The organism is Legionella septentrionalis, assembly GCF_003989745.1.
Taxonomy (GTDB): domain Bacteria; phylum Pseudomonadota; class Gammaproteobacteria; order Legionellales; family Legionellaceae; genus Legionella_A; species Legionella_A septentrionalis.
Genome location: NZ_RZGS01000039.1, coordinates 1 through 25,405, shown reverse-complemented (window position 1 = coordinate 25,405; position 25,405 = coordinate 1). Strand labels below are relative to the sequence as shown.

The window sequence follows — 25,405 nt, the reverse complement described above, 5'->3', positions numbered from 1 at the left end:
CGACTATAGCCGTTTGGAACCACCTGATACCATCTCGAACTCAGAAGTGAAACAAACTCGCGCCGATGATAGTGTGGGGTCTCCCCATGTGAAAGTAGGTCATCGCCAGGGCTTTTTACCTAAAAGCGGCTTCAATAGCCGCTTTTTTTTCGCCTAAAATTTGCTCTGCCATTTTTTGCATCACTGAATTTACATAAAATTTACAAAAAACTTATTTATTTTTATGCAGCGTTCGCTAAAATAAATCCTCTTTATAGCAAGGCTTGTTTGCGGATGTTTAAAAAAGAGCTTTGTTAGGAAATAGTCAATAGAATAAAGCAACAAGGAAGTAGTATGTTAGTCCAAGAAGTAAAGGATTTTATAAGTAATCTTGATTCAGCCAAAACAAAAATCAAATGTGATCAGAAATTTTTGCAACTCTTCAAAGTATATTTCTCGACCCAAAGCGCAGAGAAAGAATTAGATTCTCTGCAACTTCAATGGATTGAAGATATTTTTAAAAAGCGTGCAAAGAAAATATTTGATTCAGAAAATGATTATACGATTGATTCCAAGCAAAATAATACCTACTGGATTAAGCTGGCGCAGTCAGTAGGGAAAGCAACTAAAAAAAATTACTTGCATATTTTGATTCCTGACACGCTTAATCATTTTGACGCCATTTTGTTAAACAAGCTTACTGAGTGCTCAGAATTAATGGGGTTTTATGTAGGAGAAGACGGTAAAACTCTGCATCGCGTACGCGGCCTCTTCGAAATGATACTCCGTAAGCAGCCGTTAGCTACTTTTAATGATTACACTTCATATCAATTGCGCCCCTTAACGCTCAGGGAATTAAAAAGGCTGCGCTCTAAAAAAAAGGAAGGCTTAGAGTTTGAAATTAATGATCAAACTTATGTTTATTTTTGGGATTATTTACAGCGTGCTGTCATGCCGCAATGGCTTGGCAAAGGTGAGTGTCCCCAATCCTTATTAACTTCTTTACGCAGTATTTTGGATATTTTTGCATGCGATGATACTGAAAACTTAAGCAAATTTCGTCGTGAATTACTTGCCTGGTCCGAAAAGATAAAAGAATATCCACCCAATGATATAAATAATTTATATGGGCAAATCATTTGCGTACGGGATAAAAAGCGTTATTTAGTTGATGTATTGCTGGATTGTCTGGAATATCCCAAAAAACACTTAAGGAATCACATTCATGGCATAAATCAACTGTTGGACAAGCACCAAATTAAAAAACGCAATGATTTGTCCAAGCTGTATAGCGAATTGCAAGGCGATACTACGTTTACTCTGGAATTATTTCAAAATTTGTTAAGCCAACTACACGATCCTTCCAATAATCTGGATAAGGCAATTTCTGCCCTAAATAAGAAAATTTCTGCTTTATTAAATAGCTTACAGGCTAAAACAACTTTTCAGTATGAGGATTTAATTTGTTTAAACGAAATTTATCACGATAGATGGTTGCAAGTGTGTGATACAGAACAGGATTATATGCGCTCTTTAGAGGGTGTGAATGCTCCCTGGTTTAAACTTGCGCAAACAATATGTGGCAAACGGTACAACACATACCGTTTTTTAATGCCTACTTTGCTGCAGGATATTGATTCAGTCACTTTGGAGCAGACTTGTGAAGAAGATTTGTCGAATTATATATTGGCGGAGGGTAACACGGAATTAATCCGATTGAGCAGTTGTGAGGGGCACTATCTTAGCGAAGGTACTTTTTATAATTGTAATGACTACGTTGCCAAGCCGCTTAGTGAGCTTGAAATACAAAGAATGCAATATGCGGATAAGCAGTATTATAAATACATCGAGCTTTCGCGTGCAAATCATCCCAGCAATAATCCGCCTATTAGTATAGCCACAGTGATGGCTGTAAAGGAATTGGTAGAAAAAAGTCTTTTTCCCATCGGTCTTTTGCATGGACGTACCTATAATGAAGCGCAAATGGAGGAAGCAGTGCAAGCTTATGCTGCTTTTTATAAGTTTGTACATCGTTTACCGCTTGATGAAAAAAAAGCCTTATACAGCCAGCGAATAATATTTCATAACAAAAATAAAAGCTTTGCCGAGATAATTGATTTGATAGGTCAATACGATAATCCAAAAAGTTGTATTGCCACATTGGCACAATATTTTATGCAATTAGTCATGGATTATGCGCCTAATGTTCACTTTAGCAAAGCGATAGAAGAAGCAATATCAATGGATGAGATGCGCGAAGCTTCTTGCAGGAATGTCTTTTTGGAATACAAAGATGTAGATGAAAAAGAAGCGTTGCGTAGATTGCAAATATTGTTTGTTTCGTTGATGACTTGTTCATTTAGCTTGCGTTTTTTAGACGGCACGGCTGTTTCATTTGCAGAACGTAAAAATACTATACCCAATGAGTGTATGGAAATTTTTAAATTACTGTATGCTTTTTTTCAGGAAAAAAATAATCATTCGGCTTGTCATACTTATTCGATCTTGATAGGAACAATCATTAAGCCTGCCTGTTCCACACAAAGTTTTATTCATAGTTTTAAACAAAGTTCAAAAACAAAAAACTGGCTAAATTCCATCCTTTCCGAAACGCTATTTCAAGAAAATATATTGTTTGATCCCGCATTGATCCTCACAACATGCATGAGCTTGGTGCAAAAACAAATTAATTTATCGCCCATCATGCAAAATTTCCTGGAATCCATGATCACGACCTACCTTACGGCAGAACCTGAGGCAGTAAAACAAATGCAAGTGAACATCAAGTTTACGGAATTGTTAAACACGATCGCAGAGAAAGAAAACGAGAAAAAAAATTTATTGCAAACTTTACATCATTTCAACGTGGGAAACCATGTAGAATTATATGCAGAGTGTACGGCTTTCCTTGCCGCTCCTCAGCGGCAAATGCAAGCCCAGGAAATTAGTTTTTTTAAGTCGAATCAAGCGGTTGCTGATGCTAAAGAGCTTTTACGCAGGTTTAGTAAAAGAGTAGCAATGATGCCTAAAATCAGCCCCCAAAAAGCGCCGCCTATACCAAACAAGGAAATGCCTGATGCTGAAACTAAAATGGTTATAAGCGCTGGTTCGCGTTGATTTTCTTCTTCTAGGGCTACTTTTAAGGCATTGCCTATCGTCGAGAGCAAGGCAAGACCGGCTATGGTTAGAACCAATTCTTTAGGAAAATCAGAAAACAAAGCAACAACAGTTGCGCCGAATAAACCTATTAAAATCCAGCAAAGACCGGCAAAAACGGTCGCTTTATAGCGGGTTAGAGGGTTGCTATCTGCTTCGCTCCCGGTGCAAATGGCAGCGGTAATGGCGGCTAAATTTATAGAGTAGCAGCCAAAAGGAGCAAAAAATAAAGTAGTGACGCCAATCCAGCTGATAACCGGGGATAAGGGTGGCTGGTAACCGTTTGCTTTCATCACCGCAGTCCCAGGCACATTTTGGGAAGTCATTGTCACGATAAAAAGCGGCAAACCAATGCTGATTAAAGTGGAAATATTAAAGACTGGCACTGTAAAAATAGGGTAAGACAGAGCCAGATGAAAATTGGTAAAATGAAATAAATCTTCCTGCCAGGCGATGGCTATTCCCAAAATTAATACCAGTAGGATGACGTAACGCGGGAACAAGCGTTTGCCGATTAAATAAGCGATCAACAGCGTGCATACTAATGCAAATTCATGCTGCATCGAGGTAAAAATACTTATGCCAAATTGCAGCAAGATTCCGGCTAACATCGCGGATGCCAGAGAACGCGGGATATGCGCCATCATTTTTTCAAAAACACCGGTAACTCCTGCCAAAATGGTTAATATTGCAGAAAAAATAAAGGCGCCAACCGCTTCTGCCATGGATATACCCGTCAGGCTTGTGGCCAGCAAGGCTGCTCCCGGAGTTGACCAACCAACCAGAATTGGAATGCGGTAGCGTAATGATAAACCAATGCAGGTGAGGGCAAGGCTCAGACCCAATGCCAGCAGCCAGGAGCTTATTTCCGCTTGGTTAGCGCCTGCAGCCGTGGCAGCTTGAAAAACCAACACGGCAGAACTGGTAAAGCCTACCATAACGCCCACAAAACCTGCCGTCATATTGGGAATTGAAAAATATTTAAACATGAGAAACCTTAATGTTTAGATGACACGATTATTTTGCAAATTGGCTGCTGATTTTAACATAGTTGTGATAACGATCGCGCTGAATTTCTCCCTGTTTCACTGCTTCGATTAAAGCGCAATCAGGAGTATTTTGATGGTTGCAATTCCTAAATTTGCATTGGGATAAATAGGGGCGAAATTCACGGTAACCTTTTGCTATTTCTGCAGCTGGCATATGCCACAATCCAAATTCCCTAACTCCCGGGGAGTCAATTAAAGCGCCACCGCTCGGTAAATGATAAAAATAAGAATTGCTGGTGGTATGACGGCCTAATTCTACTTGAGAAATACTTGCAGTCTGGATATTGGTTTCCTCTGGAAGTATTTTAGCAATAAGCGAGGATTTACCAACCCCTGATTGTCCTACGAAAACGCTGGTTTCATGGTTTAAAGCAGCGAGCAACGCCTTATAACTTTGCGGTTTTGAAAAACTGGTGTGCAGCACGGTATAGCCTAAAGACTGATAGTGACTTAATGGCATTTCTATGTCTGCAATACCTAAATCCGTCTTATTCAATACAATACAGGCATTTAAATTTAAATGCTCCGCGATGATTAAGTAACTGTCCAGCAATGGCCAGGAAATTAAAGGCTTGGGTGCGACCACGATCATGAGTTGAGTAATATTGGCAGCTACAGGCCGGATGCTACCGTGTTTATCTGGCCTTCCCAACACCGATGTTCTGGGAGAGAGGCTGACAATAACCCCTTGCTGCGCCCCTTCCGCTTGCCAAAGCACCCGATCCCCGGCCACTAAAGTAGCTAGATTGGCACGAATTGAACAATGCATAGTATGTTTATTGGCATCTTCTACCAAGGCATGACGCCCAAAGCAAGTGAGCACCAATCCTTCGTTTATGGAGGTATTATATTCACTCGCGGGCTCGTGATAGGATTGTTGCTTTTTTTCAATCCGGTCCGATTGCTGTTTGCTAATTCGTCTTTTACTCATGGTTAAGTAATATACTATAATCGTAGCGATTCAAATAGGGCATCCAAAAAATTACTGGACTAAATCGGAATGAATGTTTATTTGGTAGGAGGCGCGGTTCGCGATCGGTTGCTAAACTCTCCCATTAAAGAGCGGGATTGGGTCGTGGTCGGAGCTACTCCAAACGAAATGCAGCGGCAAGGGTTTCAACAAGTGGGGCGTGATTTTCCAGTGTTTCTCCATCCCCAAAGCAAGGAAGAATATGCCCTGGCTAGAAAAGAGCGCAAGCAAGCGCCCGGTTATTATGGATTTGCCTGTGATTTTAGCCCTGAGGTCACATTGGAGGAAGATTTAGCTCGACGCGATTTAACCATCAATGCCATGGCACAAGATTTAACTACCGGAAAAATCATCGATCCTTACGGCGGTCAGGATGATTTAAAAAACAAAATCCTAAGGCATGTATCGCCTGCTTTTGTTGAAGATCCAGTGCGGGTGTTGCGCGTAGCACGTTTTGCTGCACGTTACCATCATTTAGGGTTTCGCGTAGCTAATGAAACCCGTTTTCTTATGTATACCATGGTAAAACAAGGCGAGTTAAACCACCTCGTGCCCGAGCGAGTTTGGCAAGAATGGCAGCGGAGTTTGCAAGAGAAAAATCCCGAAGTGTTCATTGAGACGTTGAGAGCTTGCGGAGCGCTGCCTATTGTATTTCCTGAATTACATGCGCTTTTTGGAGTTCCAAATCCGCAACGCTATCACGCCGAAATTGACAGTGGCATTCATACCTTAATGGTGTTGCAGGCATGTGCTTCTTTAGCCAGCGAGCCCGAAGTTCGTTTTGCTGCCTGCGTACACGATCTTGGCAAAGCACGTACTCCCATGCAAAACTGGCCGGCTCAACATGGTCATGAAAAATTGGGCGTACCAATTATTAAATCCCTGTGCCAACGGCTGCGCATCCCTGTCAATTATCGGGATTTGGCTTTACTGGCTGCCCGATACCACTTACACATACACCGTTTTTTTGAATTGCGTGCAAATACTATTGTTTTAGTGTTAGAACGGGCTGATGCTTTTCGTCGGCCAGAATTATTTAAAAAATTACTGAAAGTTTGCGAGGCAGACGCGAAAGGGAAAGGTCGCCCCGACCTGCAATATCCGCAAGCTGAAAATTGGTTGTATGTACTGGCAGAATGCATGAAGATTACAGCGAAAGAATTCGTGGCCCAAGGTTATCAAGGTCAGGCAATAAAATCCGCCATCCATGAGCAGCGTGTAAGGCGCACACAAGAGTTGCTTGCTCATTTGTCTAGGAAAAAATATGAAAAATAATCACAATTTAATTTGGATCGATTTGGAAATGACCGGGCTTGAGCCGGAGCGTGATCGCATCATAGAACTAGCTACCCTGGTGACCGATGCTCATTTAAATATTCTGGCCGAAGGCCCGGTCTTTGCAATCCATCAAGATAATGCTTTGCTCGATAGCATGGATGATTGGAATACTAAACAACATAATCAATCGGGATTGGTTAAACGGGTGCAAGAAAGTCAAGTGACCGAGAAAGAAGCCGAGTCATTGACTATTGCGTTTTTAAGTCAATATGTCGATAAGGGCAAATCGCCCATGTGCGGCAACAGCATATGCCAGGATCGACGTTTTTTATATAAATACATGCCAGAACTTGCGGCTTTTTTCCATTATAGGAATTTGGATGTCAGCACTTTAAAGGAATTGGCTGCCCGTTGGCACCCCAAAGTTTTAAGCGGCATTAGCAAACAATCCAAGCATTTGGCTTTGGAAGATATTAAAGATTCCATTAATGAGTTAAGACATTATCGTGAGCATTTTATTCACTTGCCGGATACTGCCAATACGTCATCGGCAGCAAACCCGCAGCAATCTTCTTGAAAGAATTGGAGTGCTATGCAGTATAATATCGTCCCCCTTGAATCATAAGGAAGCAAAATGGTAAATCGAGAACAATTGTTTCTCCCTAATGGCGCCGATAAGTTGCTGCTGCACTCTTGCTGTGCTCCTTGCTCGGGAGAAGTCATGGAAGCTTTGCTTTTTTCAGGCATTAATTTTTCAATTTTCTTCTACAATCCCAACATTCACCCAGCGCAAGAGTATGAAATCAGGAAGCAGGAAAACATCGAGTTTGCCCGGAAACATGATATTCCTTTTATCGATGCAGATTATGATAAAGATAACTGGTTTGCGCGGGTGAAGGGTTTGGAATGGGAGCCTGAACGCGGCAAGCGTTGCACTGCATGTTTTGATATGCGTTTTGAGCGTACTGCTTTATATGCCTCTGAGCATGGGTTTCCTGTGATCAGCAGTTCGCTTGGTATCTCACGCTGGAAGGATATGAATCAAATTAATGAGTCAGGCATGCGTGCAGCAAGTCGTTATCCAAATTTGGAATACTGGACTTATAACTGGCGTAAAAATGGCGGCTCTGAGCGTATGTATGAAATTGCCAAGCGCGAAAATTTTTATAAACAGGAATATTGCGGCTGTGTTTACTCATTGCGGGATACCAATCTTTGGCGTAAGAAAAATGAGCGTGAGCGCATTAAGATTGGCATCAATTATTATGGCTGTGAATCCGGATGCGAAGAAATTAAAAAATAATAGCGATAGGGGAGTCCATGGACGATTCCGCAACTCATCATCATGCGGTGCCTAGGTTCAATTTGGCGTTTCTCATTGCCATTACCGCCAATGGCCTTTTTGTAATTTGTCAGATTTTTTTCGCTTACGTCGCGAATTCAACCAGCTTATTTGCCGATGCAATTCATAATCTGGGTGACGTATTAAGCCTCATGGTGGCATGGGTAGGAAACAGTTCATTAAAGCGTCAGCCCACCGATCGCTCCACGTATGGGATGAAAAAAATTTCCATTTTGGCTGCACTGGCTAATGGCGTGTTATTGATTTTTACTTGCGGGATTATTGTCTCAGAAGCCATGTATAAATTTTTTTCGCCCGCTGCCATCGATGCATTCACTGTAATGAGCGTGGCAGCTGTTGGCATCGGGGTAAACGGCGCGACTGCTCTATTGTTTTTGCGTGGCATGAATGATTTGAATATTCGTGCTGCTTTCATGCATTTAGTAGCCGATGCTTTAATTTCCATAGGCGTTGTATTTTCTGCCATTCTTCTTTATTGGACTGGATGGTTATGGATTGATCCGGCCGTTGGCTTAATCATTGCCGCGATTATTCTGAAAAGCACCTGGTCTTTATTTGCAGACAGCTTTCGCTTGATCATTGATGGCGTGCCGCGTGGGATTTCCCTAATTGAGGTGCGGGAATTGTTAAAAAATCAAGCGGGCGTGCGCGATGTCCATGATTTGCATATTTGGGCCTTAAGCACGCAGGAAAATGCATTGTCAGTACATCTTTGGATGCCTGAAGAACCTCTGAGCGACTTAAAGCGTCAAGAGCTGATAAAAAAATTGCGGAAAGAATACCATATCCAGCATGTCACCATTCAAATTGAACGAAATCGCACGCATTGCGAAGATACATGTTTACCTTATCTTTAAAAAAGCAAGAATTAGGCAACAACCCTATAGTTTTTTTTGAATGCGCTATCTAAGGTTTTTGGGAGCACAATTTTAAATTCACCTCGATCTGCCCTCTATCTCGCCAGGAGTTATAGTCATGGAGTTACGACCCAAAGGTGGAAAGAACTTGAAAAAAAAATATCATTATGTATAATTATAAAACATAAAATAATGAAGTATTCCAATGCCCTACGCTCAATGGCCACCATCAGTAGCAACGAGAACTTATCACGACAAACATGGAAATAAGATTTCTGGCAAAGAAAAAGGCGAGAGCCTACCGTCATGTTCTTTTGTCAAACAGAAAGAGGCTGCTGCCGTAACCGCTTTATCAGATACTTTTGTTTCTACAAGCCTTTTTACAGACTTACCGCCAAAATTTTTTCAAGATTTTCTAAAGATTCAAAATGGTAGTAATCCCATCATTTTCCCAGCAATGGGCAAAGATAAGGGTGGTTCTGTCCGTTCTTACATGCAAGCTCATCCTGCCTTTCAAAAAGGCTCTCTTAATCCTAATAATTGGGAAGAATTAGGATGGTCTACAAAAAAGGAGTATGAACAGTGGTTAGACACAAGCATGCTCTTTGCTTTTTCCCACTGCAATCATTATTGCTCAGCGCTCAGGATTTTTGAGGCAGACAGGGATAAAAATAATAGCAATAATGGTTCGCATTTTTATTTCAAACAATCTGACAACATTGAAAAACGAACCAATATTCTTAGCGTATCTGGATTTGAGTTCCGCGGTTTCCCTACAAGGAACGTAACCCAAGCGGTGCTCTCTGAAGTGGAAAAACATTCTAAGTTAACTATGCAACAGATTTTATCTGCTGCGGAATCAACACAGACTACTGATATCGTTTTAATTCCTTTTGGAATGGGGGTGTTTATTAAAGGTCACCCTAATGAAGCTGCTATTCGTAATAAAATGATGGCCGGAATGGTTGAAGCATTAAAAGAATATAAAGACCGTCCAGTTTCCATTCATAGTTGCGGGTGGACTTCTTTCAATTCTCAATTAAAAGAAGCTTGTGCAAGTAATCCCAGAATTTCTCTAATACCTCACGAAGGTGAAGATGCTTACACTATTGCCAATGACATACAGGATCGTGGTAATGACAATAATGAAATGGAAGATATTCCGGCTAATTTTGCTGACGAGTTTACGCGCAGGCAAAAAAAATCATTGCTTATTAATGCTGGAGATTCTGATTGGTTAGCAATGCTTGATAATAAAAGGGGACCCGGACAATGCTGGAAAGGGCACACCTTGTACCACAATACTTCCGACGAGTATTTTGCATTAGTCACAGACCTTGCATTGCATTCTGTACAAAATTTGATTAAATGCTTTGCTGATTCTCTCGACAGCAAAATCTTTAGTTTCGCGAATATGAGCGATGATTTTAAAAAATATGAGAAAAAGTTCTTCTCAGCATTAGACGTTCTCAAACTCAAGACGGATGAGTTGATTGAACGAGGTAAAGAAAATGCAAAATATAAGGAGGTTGCTTTAAAAGCGGGTGCCTTATTTAATACACTAAAATCCGCTGGAGAAGTATTCTTTAACCCAACCACTCCGCCTACCATCGAATCACTGAAAAATTTTAGAGAGGAATGTAAACAAGCCATAGAGCTTGTCGAAGGAGAGTTTAAAAAGCATCGTGGGATATGGGGCGATTTGCACCCTGTTCTAAAAGCGATTCTCGGCATTCTTGCAGCCATCACCATTGCTCCTGCGATCATCGTGCAAGCAACAACAGAAGCCGGGTTTGTCGGCACCTTCTTTAAAACTCCCCCTACGGATTCAATGAAAAAATTGGGGCGGTTTGCAGAAAATCTGGATGAAATTCACAGTGCACTTGAAAAAAAGTTAGGGCCAAGTTAAAAAGAGAGAGCTGGGTATGGATTAAAATTACCCGGGAACTCTCTCCCCAGCTACTACCAATAAAAGTCCTTTACGGTAAGCAGAACAAGCAGCGAGACTGTCGTTTAAATTTTCAAGAAGTTTGCCAAGTTCCGCATAGGCTGCAGGAGTAGCGCCGTAAGCAATACTTTCTTCAAGATAAGCCCTGGCTTTCCCCCACAATTGCTTGTTTATGCATAAACGCCCGAGGCATAAATACAGGCAAGCAGAATGCGGATGAGTTTTGATTAATGATTCGGCAAAATTTAAATTGGCATCTTCGCTCTTTATTTGTCCATATAAATTAATTAATTCATCATTAAAATGTTTTTGTAAAACGCGGCGCAGTAAATTTTCTGCCTGGGCGTATTCTGCAATGGATAATAAATAACGGCTGTATTCAGCTACTAATTCTGGATCATGACTCAAACGTTTGGGGAGATTATTGAATGTATCATTCAGTAGCTGCGTTTGATTTTGTTTGGCCAAATCGGCAATAAAATGCAGATAAGCATGTTGTTGCAAGCGTTTATAACTAGCCAGGGAAATGACGTGATTTTTTTGCAATTCGGGCAATAATGCAAGTAATTGCGGCCAATCGCGTACTTCCTCATAAAGATGCATCAATAATTTCAATACATAAGGATGGTTCGGCACTAAGTCTTGCAAATGTTTCAGAGTAGCGAGTGCCTGTTCCCATTGTTTGTTCGCCAATTGCAGTTGTGCTTGTGTCAGTTCGACTGCAATTTTGGCGTCAGGTACCGATTGTTGCGCTTGGCGTAAATATTCATCGCGCAGTTTGGAATCGCCCATTTCCTGGGCAGCTCTTGCGGCGGTAAGGTAATTAAGCAGTGGTGTATCGGTATCAGGCAAGGCTTTAATCAAATGATTCTTGGCTCGCTGCCAATACCCTTCGCTAAACTCAATTAAACCCTGGCGAGTTTTTGCTTGTGCTTTTTGCATGCGCCGCCTGTTGCTCCAATTTCTCCATGCTGCCGGGAAGTGCACCATCCAACTGCACAACAGCATAAAAAAATGCAGGAACAGGAAGAGCAATAGTAAACTGATAATCGCTACCCATAATGTGGTTTCCACCGTCCATTTATTAATAGCAATTAACAGATACCCAGGATCATGGTGCAGTTGAATTCCTAACCAAACGGCAGCCAGCAGGAGCAGAAAAATGCTTAAAATTCGTATCATGGTGATGGTTCTCCACTTTCTGCAGCATTTCTTTTAGCTTGGTTTGCCTGAATAAGCTGATTCAACAGGGCGAGCGAATGGGTCAGTTCCGGTTTTTGCTGCGTCAGGGTAGTTTTTTGTAAGGAGTGTAAACTTTTTAGAATAGCTTTTGTTTTTGCAGCATCCAGGTTAAAAGTGCGTTTAATATTTTTTATGGCTTGCGAAAGAGCCAGTCGAAAGACTTTTGTATTTTTTTGCAATACAGCCCATTGAGCTTCCTGCAGGTTAAGATAAATAATTTCGCGGATGGATGACGCTTGCGCGTCCGTAAGCAATGGTTGTATCGCATCGTCATGACGACGAATAACGACAAGTTTTTCCAGTAATTTAATATTGTCGTGCAGGCGCGCTCGCCAGCCGGATGTATTTTTTGCAGGGATTGTAAATGGCTTGGTGGCGGCAAGAACCTGGTGGTAAGGCAGCTTTAAAATTGCATCCTGCAATGCATCAAGGCGACTTAACACGCCGGCATTGTCTAGCGCGGGAATGCTTTTAATCTGCAGTAATTCTTTTGCGATGGCTTGCCGTATTGCATAGATTTGTTCATCAGAGCTATTAGCAAGCAATTTATCAGCTTGTTCTAACAAGGCGGATGCGGTATCGAGATTGTCATCCCAATGGGCGTGCAATTGCGCTAACTCCAGATAATAGCGCGTTTTCAAAAGCAGCCAATCCTGTTCCTGGTAATGAGCTTGCTCAAGCTTTAATTGCAGATTTTTATCAAGTTTGACAATTTTATCTTGCAGCCTGGTTTCAATGCTGGAGAGGGCATGTGCGAGTTCGCTCGACAATTTGTTCTGTTGCTGTTGCAGGACATTTATTTCACGCTGTAAGCTGTTTTTTTCCCGTTGCAGCAATACACCGTTATAGAGTGCAAATGCAGCGATCGAACAGGCGGCAATCCCCAGAATGAGACTTGCGGGCAAGTAAAACTTGAATCGCTGCTTGTTGGTGTCAGGTGGCAGAGGCGTATCGGCTTTTGGCTGAGCCGCCAACGCTGTATCATTCTCACTGCTAGTGGTCATGGATAAGTCCTTTTTAATATCAGGTTCAATGATTAGGGCTTTTTACATAGGCGCAGAGGGTTTCTAACAAGGCATCATATTCACTGAGCAGAACAGTTTTGATGCCGAGGGCAGAGGCTTCTTTCGCTATGCGTTCACTAATAACAAGACAAGGTTTACTGCAAAGCCAAGAATGCCCATCACTGCCGAATAACGTAAATATATTTTGCATCGTTTGTTGACTTGAAAACAGTATAATATCCACAGCATCTTCCTGCCATAGGTATGTTATTTGTTTGCGCGAGTATTCAGGTAAAATGCGCCGATATACAGGCAAGGAGATTAAATTTGCTCGACGGCTTAGCAAGGTATCAGCAATTAAAGTCCTGCCACCTTCCCCCTTTACGAGTAAAATATTTTGCCCATACACTTCATGTAAAGCATCGATGCGTAAAAGATGCTCGCTGTCGGCGACTGCAGGAATGCAATCAATTTTGATATTCCATTGCCGTAAAGCAGCCGCGCTGCCTTGCCCGATGGCAATGACGTGAATCATACCCGCCCAGGCAATGCTGCGCTGTTTTAATCCTGCAAAAAAATAATGTACTGCGTTCGCACTGGTAAAAATCGCGTGCTGTATTTTAGTCAGATCCGGAATGGGCGGCCACTCATAAACTGCAACTATCTCCAGCGCGGGCAATTCAATGCATACACCGCCTGCATGTTTAATGGCTGTGCTTAATGCTTTACCCTGTTCTGCCGGGCGTGTATTTAAAATCCGCAAGCCGTTTAACATATCTTCTGGGCTCATGAAACAGATGGATTAAGGAGTTCTGCTGCGCCATCAGCCAACAGGATTTGCGCGCAATTATCGGCCATAATGCGGGCATCGGTACGGTGCCCGCGTTGCGTATTGCTCAATAAAATTCTACCGTCTGCACTGGCAACTTTTGCATGCAAGGATAAGTATTCTTCGCCTTCTGGCTTGCACAAAACAGCCAGCGGTACATGGCAATTGCCGCCAAGCAAGGCATTTACCTGCCGCTCGGCTCGTACGCAAAGAGAAGAGAGCGGGTCATTTAATGGCGCAATAATTTTCTTTACTTCTGCATCATTGTCCCGGCATTCAATGCCAAGCGCTCCTTGCCCGCAGGCGGGAAGCATGACTTTTTCGCTTAAGGTTTGTTTTAGTAGGTGTTCCATTCCCATACGCTCAAGCCCTGCTACCGCTAATATGATGGCGTGATAAGATTCTTCCCGCATTTTATGGATACGGGTATGGATATTGCCGCGCAATGGTTTAATCATCAAATCCGGCCGCAAAGCCAGAAGCTGAGCTTGTCTGCGTAAACTGGAAGTGCCTACAATCGCGCCTTTAGGCAGACTGTCCAAGCTTGGATAAATATCGCTGACAAAAGCATCCCACGGGTTGTGACGTTGGCAGATGACTGGTAAGCATAAGCCGTCTGGAAAAATGGCAGGCACGTCTTTCATGGAGTGAACTGCTATATCAGCTTGATGACTGAGCAGGGCTTCTTCCAATTCTTTAACAAATAAGCCCTTGCCGCCAATTTTTAACAATTTGTCTTTAAGAAATTTATCCCCAGACGTTTTCATGGGTAAAAGTTCAATTTGTAGGGAAGGCCAATATTGAGCCAACAATTCTTTAACATGGTTTGCTTGCCATAAAGCAAGAGGACTTTCGCGGGTTGCGATACGCAGTATGTTGTTTGGCATCATGTGGATTATTTAAAGCAGCGTAATGCATCATAACATTTTTAATGAATTTGTTAAAAAGACAAATATCCGTTATACCTTAACATACTTACTTGAAGCTTCTTGGTGGGATATGACTACTGCAAGCACTTTAAGCAAAGCAAGCAAAATGGATATTAAGAAAAAATTTGCGGATTTTTCCTCTGTGTTGGAGCGCCATGTGGCTGGCTCGGCACATCAATTTGTGGTCGTAGGTGCGATCATTTTTATTGTCTTTCCTGCCTTCTACTGGATTTGGACTCAATGGTATCTGCAACCCTATGAAAGTTTAACTTTAAGGATAGTCGGCAGCTTCTTAGGGTTGGGATTAATGTTAACGCCCTATTGGCCGGCTGCCTGGAAGCGATACGTAAATTGGTATTGGTTTTTGACTTTAATGTACGTACTTCCTTTTTTTTCCACTTATTCATTTTTAATGAGCCGGGCTGACGATGTTTCTTCCATGGCGTTATTATGCAGTATTTTTCTATTGGTGCTGCTGGTCGATGTAGTCAGTTTAATTGTTTTATTGATTTTAGGCTGCGGTTTAGCTGTTTTGACTTATTTTTTAGGTTTCCCGGAATTTTATTTTAGCCAAGAGCATGCTGAAGTAGTGGTGATTCTTTTGTTCGTGGTTATTGCGGGTTCCACGGTCAGTTATAAGACTTCAGTCATCCAGCGGCAAAGAATGGCGGGTATGGCTGCTGCGGCAGGCATGATTGCCCATGAATTGCGCACGCCCTTACTGGGCATTAAAAGTGGCGCGCAAGCGCTTAAAAATTATTTACCTGCCTTGTTTGAAGCTTATCAACTCGCCAAAGCCAATGGCTTGCTGACCTCTCCATTAAGGGAAAGCCGCATGAAACAACTGGCAGGCGTTAATGAGCGGATGATTAGTGAAATTGATTTTGCAAACACCATCATTGATATGTTGCTGATTAAAGCCGGGCGCGAAAATACGTTGCAAAATTGTCACCTGGAATTATGCTCCATGCATGAATGTTTACAAGAGGCGCTTACACGCTACCCTTTCCCATCGCACGAAGCACGCAATTTAGTCACTTGGGATGGCGATTTTGAATTTATGGGTTCTAAGCTACTCATGCATCATGTTTTATTCAATTTATTAAAAAATGCGTTGCATGTGATTGCGACGGTGCAGCGGGGAGAAATCAAGATTTGGACAGGCAAGGGCGATAAATTTAATTATTTATATGTGCAAGATACCGCAAAAGGCATGTCTGCAAAGCAATTGGCTCGTTTGTTCGATCACTTCTATACCACCACATTCATGGGAACTGGCATCGGATTATCCTTTTGTAAATTGGTGATGAAGCGTTTCGGTGGAGATATCCACTGTGAATCGGAGGAGGGGGTTTACACCAAATTTATTTTATCTTTTCCTACAGTGTAAATGTACGTATACTAAAATGTATTGCATTGGATAATAAGCAAAATTGGTGTATCTAGGTTATACTGAAAGGCAGTGTTTTTCAGTTCGGTTTATTTAGTAACGGTGTCTGCTCAGGAGGAGCTATGCAATCTTTTTCAATCCCTACCTGTTATTTTCCCAGTACCGCTATATTCCTTGATGACAGTCGTGATTTTTTGCTGAATTTTGTTTTACAGCTCGACGAAGGAGTCGCTTATCGAATTTTTGATAACCCGCAACGGGCCCTGGATTATATCCATAATAAAAGTTGCGAAATAGAATTACTCAATCATTCGTGCCTGCAAGAATATAAAGAAGCAAAAAAGTGGCCGCAGACTCATCTTGCAGACAATTTGGATTTGGCTGCTGTGCATGCCGAAGTTTATAACCCGCACCGGTTTTCAGAAATTTCTGTGGTGGTGGTGGATTATGCAATGCCGGGAATGAATGGTTTGGAGTTTTGTCGACGGATTGAAAATCCTAATATCAAAAAGATTCTGTTAACCGGACAAGCAGATGAAAAATTAGCCATTGCAGCTTTTAATGAAGGATTAATCCACCGCTACATCAAAAAAAGTGATATCGATGCTGCCGAGCTGATTACGCGCAGCATTTATGATTTGCAGTTGCAATATTTTCAAACGATGTCAGACATCATTGTCCGTATGTTGCCAATAACTTCTCCAAGTTGTTTGCAAGATAAAAAATTTGTCTTATTTTTCAAAGAACTGTGTGCGGAGAAAAAAATAATCGAATATTATCTAACGGATGAGTCAGGTAGTTTTTTTATGTTAGATGAGGATGCAAATACCAGTTTTTTAATTGTTAAAACAGATGCGGATCTGCAAACTTATTATGAATTAGGGGCAAGCGCTGGAGCAGATGAGGCGGTTCTTGCAGAAATTGTAAACGGTAGAAAGATCCCTGGCCTATGGTCGATAAAACCTAATGGTTCCTCTAACCCTTGGCTAAATACCTTAATCCCCGCGAAACGAATAGTGGGTAATAAAAATTATTATTATGCTTTCTTATCGGGTAATTCTCTCTTTGATATACGCCAACAAAAAATCCTGTCTTACCAGCGTTATTTAGAAGAGTTGGATGCCGAGGAACTCTTATTAAGCTAATGGAATATACCCCATTCAAATTTGAGTGGGGATTGTATTGTAAGTTATCGTAGGAGCTAAAAAAGGTTATATTGGCTTTCTACTTTGTGTAAAGATTCCGGGGCTGAATTGCTGCGTGGTATTTCCCCAGTTTTACGTAACGAAAAGAAATTGGCAGCGGATAGTTTAGATGAATTTTTTTCCTGTGTTTGCAGGAATTCAGCAATTTCATTATGCAAAGTCGAGAGCAGTAATTCTTGTGATACTACAAAACCTTGCGGGTGGATGATGAGATTGGTCGCAGCCGGTTCAAGGATATTTTCTTTGATAAATACGTTAATTCGATTGTTAGAGTTTTCTGCCTGCAAATCTTGTTCCTGAAAAGAGACTGCAATTTCCTTTTTATCATGTAAAGTTGGAATATAGTTTATAGAATGTATAATGCCTTGGTTTTGTGCATTTAAAAATTTTGCAATGGACTTTGTATGCTTATTTTCGCTTAAGTTAATATAATGCTGGGTTGGCTCATCTTCCATCACACCAATGCGCATGGTAAATTCTTCGCTTAACTTATGGGATCTTGAAAATAAAAATTGTCCCACTACGATGGCAATATTCAAAGTTTTTTTATTAGGACCTTGCAGCAATTCCATTTGTTGCAAGCGTTTAATTTTCTGAAACTCTTGCAGGAATGTTTCTTTAACGGTCATTTCCTTGTTATTTTGGTTATATTCTTGGTGTTCTGCCTCGGACAAAAACATGATGTTTACACAGTTTTTTGCATGTTTAGACAGACCATCACACAATGATTTGTGCAGATTTTGAGCAAAAAATTCCGCCTGTGATCCAAATGGTCCACAAATTCCAATGATATGCATGAGCGCTCCAGAAAAAAGAACACATTATAAAAGACGTAAAAAATTCCGCAATGAGCTCATCGATTGAACCTTATGTATTTTTAATCAATTGCTTACTGGAAATAACAAGCTCTTGCCGGTATGATTTTTAGATTATTGCTTCGGGATTTTATTATGCGGCCAATTTTAACCGGATTGATTTTAGTATCCATGAATGGGTATGCAGCTGATGATTATGAGCGGCAGCAAATCGAGCAGCGCATCGCTCCGATAGGCCAAGTACGTATACAAGGGGAAACGACAGCACCAGCAGTCGCTCAGCCCGTCCAGCCTGCACCGGCTGAGACAGCAAAAAAAGAACCCGGACAAGAAATTTATGAAAAATATTGCCAGACGTGCCACCGTGATGGCGTGGCAGGCGCACCTAAATTCCGCGCAGAAGCAGAATGGAAATCCCGCTTGGCTAAAGGTATAGATGGCTTAACTACTTCTGCTATTAAAGGCTTGAATGCCATGCCCCCGAAAGGAACTTGCAGTGAGTGTACGGATGCAGACATCAAGGCAGCTGTTGAATACATGGTACCAAAATCATGAGCAAACGTACTTATCGCAGCATTCAATCGTTATTGCTTCTGCTGACTGTGTTCGTGGTAGGGGCTACATTTTATTTTCAATACGCACGTAACTTAGAACCTTGTCCGCTATGCCTAATGCAGCGCATTAGCGCTTTTCTGTTCGGGGCGTTTTGCATTATGGGTTTGTGTTTAACTACGTTGCGCCGCGGTCGGCTTGTTTCTATATTGCAAATGTTTTTTGCATTTGCAGGACTATTTTTTGCAAGCCGGCAGCTTTGGCTGCAATCTTTGCCGAGCGAGCAAATACCGGCTTGCATGCCGGGATTGGATACTTTGCTGCGTTACTTTCCTTTAAATGAAATCATGCATGCCCTGTTTTGGGGAGCTGGTGATTGCGCTGAAGTGGATTGGTCATTCATGGGATTATCCATGGCAGCATGGGCTTTATTTTATTTTTTATTTTGTTTTATTGCCAGTGGTGTTATCTTTTATCGACTTGGTAAAACCTTGCATGCAATCCATTAATCCTTGCATATGGTAAAGGCCGCACGTCTTGGTTATGATCACGTTTTTGACGTTAAACCATCCCATGAATACCTTTAGTTGTAAAGTTCTGCATCAACATCGCCACAGCAAAGCACGCGTAACGCGGGTAGCAACACCTCACGGGGAATTTATCACCCCAGTATTTATGCCCGTGGGAACGCGTGCGGGTGTAAATAATATGACACCACAAGAGCTGCATGCTGCCGGCAGTCAAATTATTCTTGGCGGAAATACCTACCATATGCTTTGTGCTCCAGGCATGGAGGTGATAGAGCAGGCAGGCGGCATGCATCCATTCATGGGGTGGCATGGGCCGATGTTGACCGATAGCGGTGGATTTCAAGTTTTTAGCTTATCTAAACAGAAAGAAATTTGTACTATTGATGAAGAAGGTGCCCATTTTTCTTTGCCCAATTCCCAGCGTTTGATCCATATGACCCCAACGATGTCTTTAGAGACGCAAAAAATAATTGGGGCAGACATTATCATGGCTTTCGATCAATGCACCCCTGATGCATGTACACATACTGAAGTTCAGCGCATCATGGCACGTACACACCGTTGGCTGCGGCAATCCATTGCTTATCATGAACAACATCCCACTTCCCGTTATGGAGCATATCAGGCTTTGTTCGGCATTATTCAGGGAGGGGTTTATGAAGATTTGCGGCGGGAAAGTGCACAATTTGTAGTTTCCATGCATACAGACGGCATTGCTCTGGGAGGGGAAACAGTAGGCTTTGATATGGCAAAGACCGTTGAAATTATCCGCTGGGTGCATGAATTTCTACCCGATAATAAGCCCAGATACACCATGGGGGTGGGCATGTCGCCGCAGGACTTGTTGGATGTGGTGGCTGAGGGAATCGACATGTTTGACTGCGTAGCGCCAACCCGCAATGCAAGGCATGGGGCTTTATATTGTGGAGAAATAATACGCAGCGGTAATTGGCTAAAATTTGAAAGCGAGCATGAGAATGCGCGCATACAAATAAAAAAATCCTGCTATGCAGATGATTTGTCCCCTATTATGCCATCTTGTACTTGTTATACATGCCAGAATTATTCACGCGCCTTCTTGCATCATGCGTGCAAACAAAAAGCCAATTTGTTTACGGCACTGGCAAGCATCCATAATATCCATGTGCTGCACGATGTATGTGCTAAAATGCGCGCACTTATTGCAACCAATGCTTTATAAAAGGAGAAATAATGTTTTTAATTAATACTTCCAAGGGCAATATTTATGTGCAACTGGACGAAGAAAATACCCCGAATACGGCAGCCAATTTTAGCAATTACGTGAAAAGTGGTTTTTATGATAATACAATTTTTCATCGCGTCATTGATGGGTTTATGATTCAGGGAGGGGGGTTGACTGCCGATATGCAGAGCAAAACCACTGGGACTCCGATTAAGAATGAAGCCAAAACAGCAAAACCCAACAAGCGAGGCACCATTGCCATGGCGCGTACCATGGATCCTCATTCAGCTACTGTACAATTTTTTATTAATGTAGCCGATAATAATTTTTTAAACCATAGCAGTGAACAAGCGCAAAATTTTGGCTATTGTGTGTTTGGCGAAGTAGTGGAAGGAATGGATGTAGTTGACGCCATTGCAAAAGTGAAGACAGGTCAGAAACAAGGGCATGCGGACGTTCCCCTTGAAGATGTTGTTATTCACACAATTTCTGAAGTCGATGCGATTGCAGGTGAATAAAATTTAAACCAACTATAATTTTAGATATCTTAATATAAGCAAACGCAGAGCGTGCGTTTGTGGCATCGTGAGGATGCAGCGATGAGAACATGGATGCTTGTGATTCTTTTATTGGTTGGTTTGCATGTATCTGCAGCAAGAATCCTAATTCAGGGAGATCCCGTTGAGTTGGAAGTGCATGAAGGCTTTTTTACTTTTCCTAAAGAGTATACATTTACAACTCAACGCTATCATTATATTTTGTTATCCGGCATAGAACGTGTTTGTTTTCTGCAAGAACAACCAGCATTGGCTCATACGGATATGGTTTCCATTTTAATCGAACAAAATGATGGCGATCAGATTCGTTGGTATTGTTACCGCTATAGCGTTCGTTTTTTTGAGATAGATTTTTAAATGGCTATCATCACTGATTTTAATGAAGCACATGCTTTGCTTGAGGCGGGCAAAATCCTTGCCTATCCCACCGAAGCGGTTTATGGGCTTGGCTGCGATCCGTATAATCGAGAAGCGGTGGAAAAAATTTTGGCTTTAAAAAAAAGGCCGGCTAATAAAGGGTTGATTTTGTTAATTGCTCAGTGGCAGCATTTACTGTCTCTAATCAAGCCTCTTTCCGCTGAATTGTTAGCTCCTGTGCAACAGAGCTGGCCTGGGCCTGTAACCTGGATTTTTCCAAAAGCTGCACAGGTTCCGGATTGGTTGAGCAGTGATGGGGAAACCATTGCCATTCGTTTAAGCGCGCATCCGGTTGCCCGTCAGCTCTGCAAAGAAAAACCCATTGTTTCGACCAGTGCCAATTTAAGCGGCGCACCACCTGCCAGGACTTTAGCCGAACTCTTATCACAATTTCCCGCTGGGCTTGATGCCATCATGGCAGGGGAACTTGGGGGAGAAAAGCAACCCAGTGCAATTTATGAAGTCTTGAGCGGAAAGCGTTTACGCTAGCTTATGCATTCAATGGTTGTGCTCATCCTTGCAACGGTTTGTCATCTTGCTCCGCATGATTTGTTGCATCATTTCGTGGCTTGTGGCAAGAATGGCGACAAACGAAGCAGTTACAATTTCTCAAATTTATGATAGGTTAACTAGTCTGCAATGGTATTAGAGCGCGCATTTTTATATTCTGGCTTTGAGCCACCCAGCTAGTTAATTTTATAATCTGGAATATTAATTGACACCATTTGGGTTCATTGATACTATCTGGTTCTTTTTTGTACGATTATTAAGGTTGCCTTAAGCAAAACCCAATATAATGTGGATTCCGAGTATCGGTTGTAAGTGATAACCTTTGGCTGTGCTCCCGTATTAAACGAGAAGGAATGCAATGAGCAATAAAAAACATGCATTGACTGTGTTTAGTTTGACCATGATCACAGTAGGTTCTGTAGACAGTATCCGCAATTTGCCGGCTACGGCATTATTTGGCAGCCAACTTATTTCCTTTTTTATTTTGGGAGCCATATTCTTCCTCATCCCGACGGCACTAGTTTCTGCGGAATTGGCTTCAGGCTGGGCCAAGCAAGGTGGGATTTACATTTGGGTTAAGGAAGCATTTGGCAGAAAAACCGGATTCCTGGCTATATGGCTGCAATGGATTGAAAATGTCATTTGGTATCCCACCCTCCTTTCCTTTGTAGCAGGTACGGTCGGTTATTTAATTAATCCTGCACTGGCGAGCAACCCTTATTTTTTATGGTTAATCATTGTAATTTCCTTCTGGGGGGCGACATTGGTTAATTTACGTGGCATGCGTTCTTCTGCTTTATTCAGTAATATTTGCGCCATCTCCGGCTTGCTTATCCCAATGGCCCTAATCATCGGTTTGGGGGCGGCCTGGATCGTGGGCGGCAACCCAATGCAAATTCAATTTGCTGCACCAGACATTGCTCCGCACTGGCAAGATCGTTCTATATGGGTTTCATTAACGGCTATTATGATGTCGTTTTGCGGTATTGAAATTGCTACCGTACATGCCAATGACGTAAATAATCCGCAGCGTGCTTTTCCGCAGGCACTTCTTTATTCCGTACTCATTATACTAAGCACATTGATTTTAGGCTCTTTGGCTATTGCAGTAGTATTGCCTCATAACGATATCAATCTGGTTGCCGGCATCATGCAGGCATTTGATGCTTTTTTTGGCCGTTACCATTTAACCTGGTTTATGCCGATCATCGCCGTCATGCTGGTATTGGGTGGGCTTGGCGGTGTGAGCAATTGGATTATTGCTCCTACAAAAGGGTTACTGGTTGCAGCGCAAGATGGTAATTTGCCTCCCTTGTTCCAACGTACGAATCACAATCAGGCGCCTTGGGTTATGTTAATCAGCCAAGCGGCTATTGTCACCGTGCTTTCCACCCTGTTTTTATTCATGCCAAGTGTCAATGGTTCTTATTGGCTGCTAACGGCTTTAGCTGCGCAGCTCTACATGCTGATGTATTTAATCATGTTTGCAGCAGCGATCAAGTTGCGTATTAAAGTGCCTCATCATCCCCGGGCATTTCGAATTCCTGGCGGGGTATTTGGCTTGGTTGCGGTAGCCGGTATTGGCATCATTGGAGCGCTTACTACGCTGGTAGTAAGTTTTATGCCGCCTGAAGGAATCAATGTCGGTAGTGTGGCTCGCTATGAAGCTGCTTTGATAGGTGGCTTAATTCTTATGTGTCTGCCTCCTTTCATTAGTACGCACTTGCAAAGCAAGCGTTTGCAAATACAAGAAACAGCAGCCCCTTTTGGATAAGATGATTCAGCATTTGCTTTGCGATAACCAGTAATTGGCAATATCGATGCGCCTTGTGATCCAAATGTCAGGGAATTGCTGGATGTGCCCTATAAAGCGCTTTAAGGCCATACAGCGTCCCGGGTGCCCGCTAAACCGTGGATGCAAGCCAATGCTCAGCATCACCGGACGATTTTCAGCGTACAAATAATCAAATGAATCCTTTAAATAATCAAAGAAATCCGTGCCTGTCCTAAAACCTGGGGAAGTGCTAAAGCGAAAGTCATTGCAATCCAGCGCGTAAGGGATGATTAAATGCTCTTGCTCGAAATAAGGTAAATCGTCAGCATAACTGTCAGAATCATAAATAAAGCCGCCAATTTCTCTTAATAAATTGCGTGTGTGTAAACTCCGTCTGCCGGTATACCAACCTTGGGGGCGTTTTCCGGTGAGTGCCGCGATGGTATCTATACAGATTTGCATATGTTCTTTTTCTTCCTTTTTTGCCAGCCGCGCATAATCTATCCAGCGCCATCCATGCCCGGCTATTTCATGTTTGCTATGTGTGAGGTAGACGCAAAATTCGGGATTTAGCGTCAAGGCAAACCCCGTTACAAAAAAAGTAAGCGGTATGCCGGCGGCATCAAATAAACGTAGCAAACGCCAAATACCGGCGCGGCTGCCGTACTCAAATAACGATTCCATGCTTAAATTACGCATGCCTTCAGGTTTGGCAGCAAGCGGAAATTCCCCGCCATATGTTTCTGCGCAAAGATCGCCATTTACAGGCGTCAGTTCGGCACCTTCCTCATAATTGATGACAAAATTAACAGCCATGCGAGCTTTTTGTGGCCATTGTACACCACTTTGCTTCTTCCCATAGCCAGACATATCGCGCATGCTTACCCCAATTCAAATGTGGTAATTCCATAAATATTTTTCTTTTCAAGAGTCGGTTCTTCTTTTAGATACATCCTGGCTGTAGCAAAAACTTTAGTGAGTTGGAAACGTTTTACCAGTGCCAATGCATGCGGATTGTTTTCCGGGATATCGAGAAAAACATCTTGTCCTTGCGCGTGAGAAGCCAGATTTAAAAATAAAGTTTCCGCTATTGCAGGATGGTCAGCAAACAAAGGACCAATTTTAAATCCTCGTTGACATGGGCGGATGACGCCATACCCCTGGAGAGCGGCATCTTTAAAATAGCCCATGCTTTTTGCGCCGGCTTGCTTTATCCAACATTGTAAAAATGCAGGCCGGTAAGCCGGGAAATGGCGGCGGTCATATTCTTGCAATAAAGCAAAATCAATATGCGCCAAAGGTAATGTATATTCATCATCTGTAGCGGCATAAAATGCTTTCCAAGTGTAACGGGCATTGTAGTGCGCGAGTTGGTAACCCAGGCGAGCATATTTATCAAGCATGTGGATGACTCCATCAATCCCGGCGTTACGGTTTCCAACATAAGCTAACCGGGCACGCGTCAGTGCTAATCCATATCCTTTGCCGCGCTGCGATTGGTTGACAATATAAAAGCCGCAAAAAGCAAATTCTTCGTCATAATTTACAGCAGAACCCACGGCAATAATCTTTCCATTCAGCTTACCGGCAAAGAAACCATGCGGATCCGCTTGGTAAAAACATTCTGCATCATTAAGGCCTGGATTCCAGCCTTCTTCTGCAGCCCAGGCAATGGCAAGTTGTACTTCATCTTTGCTCATCCGTTCAACTGCATAGTGCTCGTTCATTTTAACTAGTATTCCCCGCGGCTTGCCGCGGTTCCTTAATAGGAAAGTTTGAAAACCATAGGTTTTCGAGTCAAACTATTGCGTATGACCCTCAAACGGGCAAGCCACTGCGTGTACCAG

At 42.3% G+C, this 25,405-nt stretch carries 23 protein-coding genes and 1 rRNA gene; 15 read left to right on the top strand and 9 right to left on the bottom strand.

Going from position 1 to position 25,405, the window contains the following annotated elements:
- Positions 1-111 (top strand): 5S ribosomal RNA (gene rrf / locus ELY11_RS10725); the annotation flags it as partial.
- 2,831 nt (positions 112-2,942) lie between these two features.
- Here rrf and ELY11_RS10720 read toward each other — a convergent pair.
- Positions 2,943-4,124 carry a benzoate/H(+) symporter BenE family transporter gene (locus ELY11_RS10720; RefSeq protein ID WP_126953768.1) on the bottom strand — a complete coding sequence of 394 codons (1,182 nt, stop codon included), beginning with the start codon at positions 4,122-4,124 and terminating at the stop codon, positions 2,943-2,945.
- A gap of 28 nt (positions 4,125-4,152) precedes the next feature.
- Positions 4,153-5,115, bottom strand: a complete 963-nt coding sequence (gene rsgA, locus ELY11_RS10715; protein WP_127033435.1) for a small ribosomal subunit biogenesis GTPase RsgA — start codon at positions 5,113-5,115, stop codon at positions 4,153-4,155.
- 69 nt (positions 5,116-5,184) lie between these two features.
- Between rsgA and ELY11_RS10710 the strand changes: the two genes are divergently transcribed.
- The 5 genes from ELY11_RS10710 (at position 5,185) to ELY11_RS10690 (ending at position 10,561) form a co-directional block, all read left to right on the top strand.
- A complete protein-coding gene (locus ELY11_RS10710; protein WP_126953766.1) occupies positions 5,185-6,429 on the top strand; it encodes a multifunctional CCA addition/repair protein in 1,245 nt (414 codons plus the stop codon).
- Positions 6,419-7,009, top strand: coding sequence for an oligoribonuclease (gene orn, locus ELY11_RS10705; RefSeq protein WP_126953765.1), 591 nt, complete (start codon positions 6,419-6,421; stop codon positions 7,007-7,009). Before ELY11_RS10710 ends, orn begins: the two co-directional genes overlap by 11 nt.
- A gap of 57 nt (positions 7,010-7,066) precedes the next feature.
- On the top strand, positions 7,067-7,735 hold the full coding sequence (locus ELY11_RS10700) for an epoxyqueuosine reductase QueH (protein WP_126953764.1): 669 nt from the start codon (positions 7,067-7,069) through the stop codon (positions 7,733-7,735).
- 5 nt (positions 7,736-7,740) lie between these two features.
- Positions 7,741-8,652, top strand: a complete 912-nt coding sequence (locus ELY11_RS10695; protein WP_371923206.1) for a cation diffusion facilitator family transporter — start codon at positions 7,741-7,743, stop codon at positions 8,650-8,652.
- Between the two features lie 205 nt (positions 8,653-8,857).
- Positions 8,858-10,561 (top strand): hypothetical protein, encoded by a 1,704-nt coding sequence (locus ELY11_RS10690; RefSeq protein WP_126953762.1) that lies wholly within the window; start codon positions 8,858-8,860, stop codon positions 10,559-10,561.
- A gap of 27 nt (positions 10,562-10,588) precedes the next feature.
- Here ELY11_RS10690 and ELY11_RS10685 read toward each other — a convergent pair whose 3' ends face one another.
- Genes ELY11_RS10685 through hemC form a run of 4 tightly spaced genes read right to left on the bottom strand, consistent with a single transcriptional unit; the run spans position 10,589 to position 14,562 of the window.
- Positions 10,589-11,782, bottom strand: a complete 1,194-nt coding sequence (locus tag ELY11_RS10685) for a heme biosynthesis HemY N-terminal domain-containing protein (protein WP_126953761.1) — start codon at positions 11,780-11,782, stop codon at positions 10,589-10,591.
- Complete coding sequence (locus ELY11_RS10680; RefSeq protein WP_126953760.1) at positions 11,779-12,846, bottom strand: uroporphyrinogen-III C-methyltransferase; 1,068 nt, start codon at positions 12,844-12,846, stop codon at positions 11,779-11,781. Before ELY11_RS10680 ends, ELY11_RS10685 begins: the two co-directional genes overlap by 4 nt.
- A 25-nt stretch (positions 12,847-12,871) precedes the next feature.
- Positions 12,872-13,636: a uroporphyrinogen-III synthase gene (locus tag ELY11_RS10675; protein WP_233579834.1), complete on the bottom strand. Its 765-nt coding sequence runs from the start codon at positions 13,634-13,636 to the stop codon at positions 12,872-12,874.
- The gene (hemC, locus tag ELY11_RS10670; RefSeq protein WP_127033437.1) at positions 13,633-14,562 is read right to left on the bottom strand and encodes a hydroxymethylbilane synthase; all 930 of its coding nucleotides are present in this window, start codon (positions 14,560-14,562) and stop codon (positions 13,633-13,635) included. Before hemC ends, ELY11_RS10675 begins: the two co-directional genes overlap by 4 nt.
- A 25-nt stretch (positions 14,563-14,587) precedes the next feature.
- Here hemC and ELY11_RS10665 point away from each other — a divergent pair, with 25 nt between their 5' ends.
- Together ELY11_RS10665 and ELY11_RS10660 are read left to right on the top strand one after the other, a co-directional pair.
- Positions 14,588-15,994 (top strand): sensor histidine kinase, encoded by a 1,407-nt coding sequence (locus ELY11_RS10665; protein ID WP_233579832.1) that lies wholly within the window; start codon positions 14,588-14,590, stop codon positions 15,992-15,994.
- Between the two features lie 122 nt (positions 15,995-16,116).
- Positions 16,117-17,139, top strand: coding sequence for a response regulator (locus ELY11_RS10660; protein ID WP_126953759.1), 1,023 nt, complete (start codon positions 16,117-16,119; stop codon positions 17,137-17,139).
- A 56-nt stretch (positions 17,140-17,195) separates the two neighbouring features.
- On the opposite strand, the gene ELY11_RS10655 is transcribed toward ELY11_RS10660, so the two are convergent.
- Positions 17,196-17,879 (bottom strand): hypothetical protein, encoded by a 684-nt coding sequence (locus ELY11_RS10655; protein WP_126953758.1) that lies wholly within the window; start codon positions 17,877-17,879, stop codon positions 17,196-17,198.
- Between the two features lie 270 nt (positions 17,880-18,149).
- Between ELY11_RS10655 and ELY11_RS10650 the strand changes: the two genes are divergently transcribed.
- From ELY11_RS10650 to ELY11_RS10620, 7 genes are all read left to right on the top strand, one after another.
- Entirely contained in the window at positions 18,150-18,569 is a 420-nt protein-coding gene (locus ELY11_RS10650; protein ID WP_199737607.1) for a c-type cytochrome, read from the top strand.
- Entirely contained in the window at positions 18,566-19,075 is a 510-nt protein-coding gene (locus ELY11_RS10645) for a disulfide bond formation protein B (RefSeq protein WP_126953756.1), read from the top strand. Before ELY11_RS10650 ends, ELY11_RS10645 begins: the two co-directional genes overlap by 4 nt.
- 64 nt (positions 19,076-19,139) lie before the next feature.
- A complete protein-coding gene (gene tgt / locus ELY11_RS10640) occupies positions 19,140-20,297 on the top strand; it encodes a tRNA guanosine(34) transglycosylase Tgt (RefSeq protein WP_126953779.1) in 1,158 nt (385 codons plus the stop codon).
- A gap of 11 nt (positions 20,298-20,308) precedes the next feature.
- On the top strand, positions 20,309-20,818 hold the full coding sequence (locus tag ELY11_RS10635; protein ID WP_126953755.1) for a peptidylprolyl isomerase: 510 nt from the start codon (positions 20,309-20,311) through the stop codon (positions 20,816-20,818).
- A gap of 81 nt (positions 20,819-20,899) precedes the next feature.
- Positions 20,900-21,214, top strand: coding sequence for a hypothetical protein (locus tag ELY11_RS10630; protein WP_126953754.1), 315 nt, complete (start codon positions 20,900-20,902; stop codon positions 21,212-21,214).
- Entirely contained in the window at positions 21,215-21,763 is a 549-nt protein-coding gene (locus ELY11_RS10625; RefSeq protein WP_127033433.1) for an L-threonylcarbamoyladenylate synthase, read from the top strand. It abuts the gene before it with no gap.
- Positions 21,764-22,142: 379 nt separating this feature from the next.
- Positions 22,143-23,558 (top strand): APC family permease, encoded by a 1,416-nt coding sequence (locus ELY11_RS10620; protein WP_126953752.1) that lies wholly within the window; start codon positions 22,143-22,145, stop codon positions 23,556-23,558.
- A gap of 6 nt (positions 23,559-23,564) precedes the next feature.
- Here ELY11_RS10620 and ELY11_RS10615 read toward each other — a convergent pair whose 3' ends face one another.
- Positions 23,565-24,437, bottom strand: coding sequence for a polysaccharide deacetylase family protein (locus ELY11_RS10615; RefSeq protein ID WP_199737616.1), 873 nt, complete (start codon positions 24,435-24,437; stop codon positions 23,565-23,567).
- Between the two features lie 2 nt (positions 24,438-24,439).
- Positions 24,440-25,285, bottom strand: a complete 846-nt coding sequence (locus ELY11_RS10610) for a GNAT family N-acetyltransferase (RefSeq protein ID WP_127033429.1) — start codon at positions 25,283-25,285, stop codon at positions 24,440-24,442.
- Positions 25,286-25,405: the final 120 nt, after the last annotated feature.